The sequence below is a fragment of the Phaeobacter sp. QD34_24 genome, assembly GCF_028890115.1.
Classification (GTDB): Bacteria; Pseudomonadota; Alphaproteobacteria; order Rhodobacterales; family Rhodobacteraceae; genus Phycobacter.
Map to the genome: position 1 here is coordinate 365121 of NZ_JARCJD010000001.1, position 6322 is coordinate 371442.

Below are 6322 nucleotides of genomic sequence, written 5' to 3' on the forward strand. Positions count from 1 at the left end.
TTACTCGTAGAACCGGAAATCTTGTTCGATCTGCCGACCGAGATCCGCCAGCAGAGTGAGCATCTTCTGGATGAACTCATGCAGACCATAGTCGAACACCGCATCGATATCGTGGGACAGGTAGGTGCTTTCAAGATGCGCGACCTTGGCAAGTGACGGGGGGCGCTGACCATATTCAGAGGCCAGGTAACCCAGGTTTGCGCGCAGCTTGCGGGTGCAGAAACTCAGGCTACGGGGCATCCGCCGGTCCAGGATCAGGAATTGGGCAATGTCGCGCGGGTCCGAGACCGAGCTGTATTCCATGCGAAACCCGCCGCGCCCGGACACAGCGGAGAGGATCGTCTCCCATTGCACGTTGTCCACGGCCGAGCCGACAGCAGAGATCGAAGGCAAGAGCACATAGTATTTCACGTCAAGAATGCGGGCGGTGTTGTCGGCCCGTTCCAGAAACGTCCCGATGCGCGCAAAGTCGTAGATGTCGTTGCGCAGCATGGTGCCATGGGTCGCGCCGCGCACCAGCGCCGTGCCCTGCCGGATCGCGCCTAGGGTGGCGGGCAGATCCCTCTCGCTCACCTTGCGCTGGGTCAGGTCTTGTGCCCGCATGTACGCGCCATTGAGGGCTTCCCAGACTTCCTCGGTCAATGCGGTGCGCACCATGCGGGCGTTCTGGCGCGCCGCGGCAATGTCGGACATGACCGAGGATGGATTGTCCTTGTCCCGCAGCATCCAATCGATGGCCGCATCCTTGGTGAGGGTCTCATAGGCCGCGTCAAACCCCTCGGCGACGCCGGCGGTCTTGAGGATCGACCGCCATTCCTCATCCGAGGCCCCCAGCCGCGTCAGCGCGATCCGCTGCCCGGTCTCGATCAGGCGGGCGGCATTCTCGGCCCGCTCCAGGTAGCGAAACATCCAGTACAGCCCGTTTGCGGTCTTGCCCAGCATCACGCCTCCAGTACCCAGGTGTCCTTGGTGCCGCCGCCTTGCGAGGAGTTGACCACCAAAGAGCCCTTCTTGAGCGCGACCCGCGTCAATCCGCCCGGCGTGATCTCGATCCCCTGGGGGCTGACCAGCACAAAGGGGCGCAGATCCACATGCCGTGGCGCAAGGCCGGAGCGGGCAAAGATCGGAACCGTGGACAGGCTGAGCGTCGGTTGTGCAATGTAATTGCTCGGACGCGCCTTCAGCTTGCGACGGAAGGTGGCAATGTCGCGCTTGGTGGCCGTCGGACCGATAAGCATGCCGTAGCCGCCCGATCCATGAACCTCTTTCACCACCAGGTCCTCGAGATTGTCGAGCACATAGGCCAGGCTCTCGGGCTCGGCGCAGCGCCAGGTGGGCACGTTTTCCAGCAGCGGGCGCTCCCCGGTGTAGAATTCGACGATCTCGGGCATGTAGCTGTAGATTGCCTTGTCGTCGGCAATGCCGGTACCCGGCGCGTTGGCGATGGTGATGCGGCCCGCGCGATACACATCCATGATCCCCGGTACGCCCAGCTGGCTCTCGGGGTTGAAATTGAGCGGATCGAGGAATTCGTCATCGACCCGCCGGTACAGCACGTCGATCGGCTTGTAACCTTGGGTGGTGCGCATGGCGACACGCCCGTCCACCACCCGCAGGTCATGGCCTTCGACCAGTTCCACCCCCATTTCATCGGCCAGGAAGGCATGTTCGAAATAGGCGGAATTGTAGATGCCGGGCGTCAGCACCGCGACGGTGGGTTTGCGGTCCAACCCGTCCGGTGCGCTGGCCTTGAGCGAGCGCAGAAGCTGGGCCGGGTATTTCTGCACCGGCTGCACCCGGTTTTGCGAAAACAACTCGGGGAACATTTGCAGCATGGTTTCGCGGTTCTCGAGCATGTAGCTCACCCCGGAGGGGGTCCGCGCATTGTCTTCCAGCACGTAGAACTGATCCGGTCCAGTGCGCACCAGATCGATCCCGACGACATGGGTATAGAGGTTTCCCGGCGGCCGCAGCCCGATCATCAAAGGCTCAAAGGCGCTGTTTTTCGCAATCATTTCCAGAGGGATGCGCCCGGCCTTCACGATCTCCTGCCCATGGTAGATATCGTGCAGAAAGGCGTTGATTGCGCGCACGCGCTGCTCGATCCCGCGACTGAGCCGCGCCCATTCCGAGCCGGAAATGATGCGCGGAATGATATCAAAGGGGATCAGCCGTTCCTCGGCCTCGGCACGGCCATAGACATTGAAGGTGATGCCGGTCAGACGGAACAGCTCCTCCGCTTCGCGCTGCTTGGCGCGCAACCGTTTCGGATCCTCGCCGGCGAACCACTGATTGAACTTCTGATAGGGGCCGCGCACGGTTTCGTCCGGCCCCAGCATCTCATCAAATATTGCATCCACGTTCATGGTTTCAGCTTTTGTAAAGGCACGGGCCAGGTCCACGATCATGACGGGATCGGGACGAGGAGATCAGAATATCAGATGGATTTGATGAATAATAGTGCGTGGCGATGAAATCTTGGGCGAGCCAAGTGCTCAGTGGGGAAGCGCCAGGAGCGGGAACCCCCGTCGAGATTTCCTGTATACCGGCCCTCTGGGAGCGCATCGAATGCATAAACCCTGTTGCTGCACAAACCGAGTATTGCCCCGACTGGAAACAAGTGTCCTAGCGAACTCCGATTTCCCCAAAATCGGGAGCGGGTCAAGCACTCGGTAGCAATGTCTGTGCTAGAACAAGAAAAAGGGCCTAGCGGGTTAGCGCTAAGCCCTTGAATTCTATGGCTCCGGCGGTAGGGATCGAACCTACGACCAATTGATTAACAGTCAACTGCTCTACCGCTGAGCTACGCCGGAACGGTGCAGGCGATATAGCTGGACCATTGCGGCGCGTCCAGAGGGAAATTGACGTCGCCCGCAAGTTTTTTGCCCCAGTCAACTCTGCAGCGCATAGACATAACCCATTGGGCGCACGGGTTTCTTTTGGGACCATGCGGTGTGTCGCGCGGACGAATGCCTCTGGCGCAGGGTCAGGCACACATGTGGACGGAGAGGAAGCTCTCCGCCTCGCTCCAGATTTCGTCCAGAAGCTGCGGATCGACCACCTGATCGCCCTCGGCCATTTCAATCTCCAGCATCATGGCCCGGAAGCGGGTCAGGCCCAGGACCGCCGCGGAGCCGGCCAGGCGGTGAGCCTCCTGGCGCAGGGCGCTGGTCAGTTCGGAACTGGCAGCCAGATCCGCGCGCAGCCGTTCGACATCCTGACAGAAGGTGACGAGGAACCCCCGGGCGCGCTCCGGACCCAGGGCATCGAAGAACTGAACGATATTCTCCTGCTGATTGTCCTCGGCCAGCACCGGCGTGCGACCGGCGCGGCGGGCGATCAGATCGGCCAGTTCCCGTTTGCTGATCGGCTTGGTGATCACCTCGGCAAATCCGGCCTCCAGAATGCGGGCGTGATCCTCGGGGGCGGCATGGGCGGTCAGGGCCACGATATCCGTGCCCTCTGCCAGTTTTCCCTCCCGGATCCGGCGAATGGCCTCGATGCCATCCACCTCGGGCATGCTGATATCCATCAGGATCAGATCGAAGCTGCCGTCCCGTGCCGCCTCCACAGCCTGCAGGCCTCCGGCGGCGGTGGTCACCTCCTGGCCCTGCTGCACCAGCATCTGCTCCAGGAGCAGGCGATTGATATCGTTGTCTTCCACCACAAGAATCGCGTTGTAGCCGCTCTGCTGCTTAGTGGCGGCATCGTCTTGCTCCATCTGGGCAGAGGCAATCGGCAGCGGCATGGAAATCGTGAACAGGCTGCCCTCTCCGACCTCGCTTTCGCAGGTGATTTCCCCATCCATCGCCAGCACGATACGCCGGGTGATGGCCAGCCCCAGACCGGTGCCCTCGTTGCCGCGCCGATAGCTGGCATCGAGCATGGTGAAATCCTCGAAGATCCGCTGCTGATCCTCCTCGGGAATGCCGGGGCCGGTATCTGCCACCTGGAACTCCACCTGATCCGTGTCGGCTTGGCGCTGGATATCGACGGAAACCGCACCTTCCTTGGTGAATTTCAGCGCATTGGCAATCAGGTTCAACAGCGCCTGCTGGATCGCACGCGGCCGCCCCGCCACCATCGGTGACGGACCCAGGCTGCAATGCAGAGACAGGTCGATGCCACGGCTGAGCGCCGTGGCCTGCTGGCTTTCTAGCAAGCCTTCGGCAAGCTCCTGCATGTCGAAGACGCGCATCTTCTCCGGATCGACGCCCGCCTCCAGGCGCGACAGCTGCAGAACATCATTGACGTGATGCAGCAGCAATTCGCCGGACACCCGCATCGCTTGCAGATAGCGCGCCTGTTCGCTGGTGGGATCGGTGTCCTCCAGCAGATCAATCGCGCCCAGCACCCCGGTCAGCGGCGTGCGCATCTCGTGGCTCATCACCGTCAGCAGGTTCGCCTTGGCCCGTTCCCCCGCAAGCGCATCGTCGCGCGCCGTTCGCAGCTCTTCCTCGGCGGCCATGCGGTCGGAGATATCGCGCAGGAAACTGACAAAAACCATGTCCTGCCCGGTCTGGCTGAGAGACAGCGACAGTTCCACCGGGAAGATCTCGCCCGTTTTACGCATGCCGTCCAACTGCACCCGCCCTGCCCCGATGACGCGGTTTTCACCGGTTTTCAGGAAACGGGCCATGCCGCGGGCATGTGCCTCGCGCAGGTGCGGCGGAATGATGAGGTTTTGCATCTTCTGCCCGATGGCCTCGGCGCGGCTATAGCCGAAAATGCTCTCGGCGGCTCCGTTGAAGGCCTGGATACGGTCCTCCTGATCGACCACCAGGATCGCATCCAGCGAGGAAGAGATCATCGCCTCCATCCGGGAGGCGGCGCGGCGGCGTTCCTCGGCCAGAGACTGCCCGCGCCGGTACATGCGTGCCAGCATCAAGGCGGTGATGGCCAATGCCACAAAAAGCCCCAGGATCACCCAGGCCAGCTGTGACAGAATGCTGAACAGCTGCAGACGCTTGGCTTCCGTCCCCTCGACCTGGATGACCACGCCGAACAGGGCCAGTTCGCGGACTTCCTCGCCGTTGTGGGCGAGTTCACCCTGCACCTGGAGCATATTCTGCAGCAATTGCTGATCGCTGACATCGATCAGCTCGGCCAGCCGATCCAGCCGGGCGCTTAACCCGCCCAGGAGCACCCCGCCCGCCTCGCTTTCGCGCAGATCCTGAAACAGCGGGCTTTCGAGAAAGGTTGCAATGCGGCTGTAGTAGATGTCGAACTGCCGCCGGAGCAGGCGCAGGTCTTCAGGCGCCTTGGCGGCGTTGACCGCGGCTGCAAGTTTCAGATGCTCGACCTCGGCCTGAGACATCACCCATTGCATGTTGTCGGTTGCCGCAGTCGAAAGCCCCTCAAGGCGCAGCAGAACCTGGTGACCCAGACGGACGGACTGCACCGCGAGCAACGGCAGCACGATCAAGGCGGCTGCCAGAACCCAACGCGATGCAAGCGGAAAACGCCACTCCGTCTCTTGTGTCACCGATCCTCACCCTCACTGCTGCACGTCGATCCGATCCAGCTGCCAGATGCTCCGGGAATAGACCGCTTCGGTCTTATAGGCGGGATTGCTGTCATAAGGGTAAACAAGCCACAGCGGCCCCTTGGAACGCACCGACATCTCGGCGCCATTGCGTTCATAGGCGATGATCGGCCCCCCTTCGACCGCATCCGAGACCGGCACTTCGACCATGTAGTCGTTGATCGCCCGCGCCTGAAGCACGCCTTCGGACACGCCCAGATGCGTGGTCAGCGCCAGCAGCGACACGCCAGAAAACGTCTGTGTGCCCGTGGTCCAGATGGTTTCGGTTTCAAATGAAGTTTCCCCCAGTGCTTCCAATTCGCTGCGCGTGAAGGTGACGGGCGCGGAGGCTTCACCTGCAAGACGCACGGTAAGCAGAACGCCGTCCTGGGACCCGGCCCAGGCCGAACCGGCCGCCCCCGACCAGATTGCCACCGCAAAAGCACATAAGGTCCTGATCAAACGGGTCATATCTATCTCCTTCTCCATCCCGGACTATCCTGATGCGCCTACCATGCCAGATCGCAATCGACCTGCCACCTACAACTGTGGATATATTTCTATACGAAGGGATAGGTGCCACACCCAATCGAGAGCAGCATTCGACTATTGCAGCATTCTCATTACTTAATGCTATGTTATTATTTAATTAGATTGTATTGGCACGCGACCGCATCAGGCCCTTATAGACGATTGTTTAGGGTCAGGACTCATAGCCAGCAAATGACGAGCGCTGCGAGTGCGATGGCTGACAGGAAGACCTTTGGGCACCTGTCGTAGCGGGTTGCGACACGTCGC

Annotated in this window: 4 protein-coding genes, 1 tRNA gene and 1 pseudogene; all 6 read right to left on the reverse strand. The window is 61.2% G+C overall.

Annotated elements, in window-relative coordinates; all coding sequences use genetic code 11:
- Positions 1 to 942, reverse strand: a complete 942-nt coding sequence (locus PXK07_RS01620) for an alpha-E domain-containing protein (RefSeq protein WP_274846436.1) — start codon at positions 940 to 942, stop codon at positions 1 to 3.
- The gene (locus PXK07_RS01625) at positions 942 to 2366 is read right to left on the reverse strand and encodes a circularly permuted type 2 ATP-grasp protein (protein ID WP_274846447.1); all 1425 of its coding nucleotides are present in this window, start codon (positions 2364 to 2366) and stop codon (positions 942 to 944) included. Before PXK07_RS01625 ends, PXK07_RS01620 begins: the two co-directional genes overlap by 1 nt.
- Before the next feature lie 372 nt (positions 2367 to 2738).
- Positions 2739 to 2813 (reverse strand) — tRNA-Asn (locus PXK07_RS01630).
- Between the two features lie 173 nt (positions 2814 to 2986).
- Positions 2987 to 5485: a hybrid sensor histidine kinase/response regulator gene (locus PXK07_RS01635; protein WP_274846437.1), complete on the reverse strand. Its 2499-nt coding sequence runs from the start codon at positions 5483 to 5485 to the stop codon at positions 2987 to 2989.
- Positions 5486 to 5497: 12 nt separating this feature from the next.
- A complete protein-coding gene (locus PXK07_RS01640; protein WP_274846438.1) occupies positions 5498 to 5995 on the reverse strand; it encodes an oxidoreductase in 498 nt (165 codons plus the stop codon).
- Between the two features lie 239 nt (positions 5996 to 6234).
- Positions 6235 to 6322: pseudogene (locus PXK07_RS01645) on the reverse strand (IS5/IS1182 family transposase); the annotation flags it as partial.

What these genes read in the sequence shown, in the direction of transcription:
- PXK07_RS01620 (WP_274846436.1), bottom strand. Translation starts at nt 942, where the DNA reads ATGCTGGGCAAGACCGCAAACGGGCTGTACTGGATGTTTCGCTACCTG.
- PXK07_RS01625 (WP_274846447.1), bottom strand. Translation starts at nt 2,366, where the DNA reads ATGAACGTGGATGCAATATTTGATGAGATGCTGGGGCCGGACGAAACC.
- PXK07_RS01640 (WP_274846438.1), bottom strand. Translation starts at nt 5,995, where the DNA reads ATGACCCGTTTGATCAGGACCTTATGTGCTTTTGCGGTGGCAATCTGG.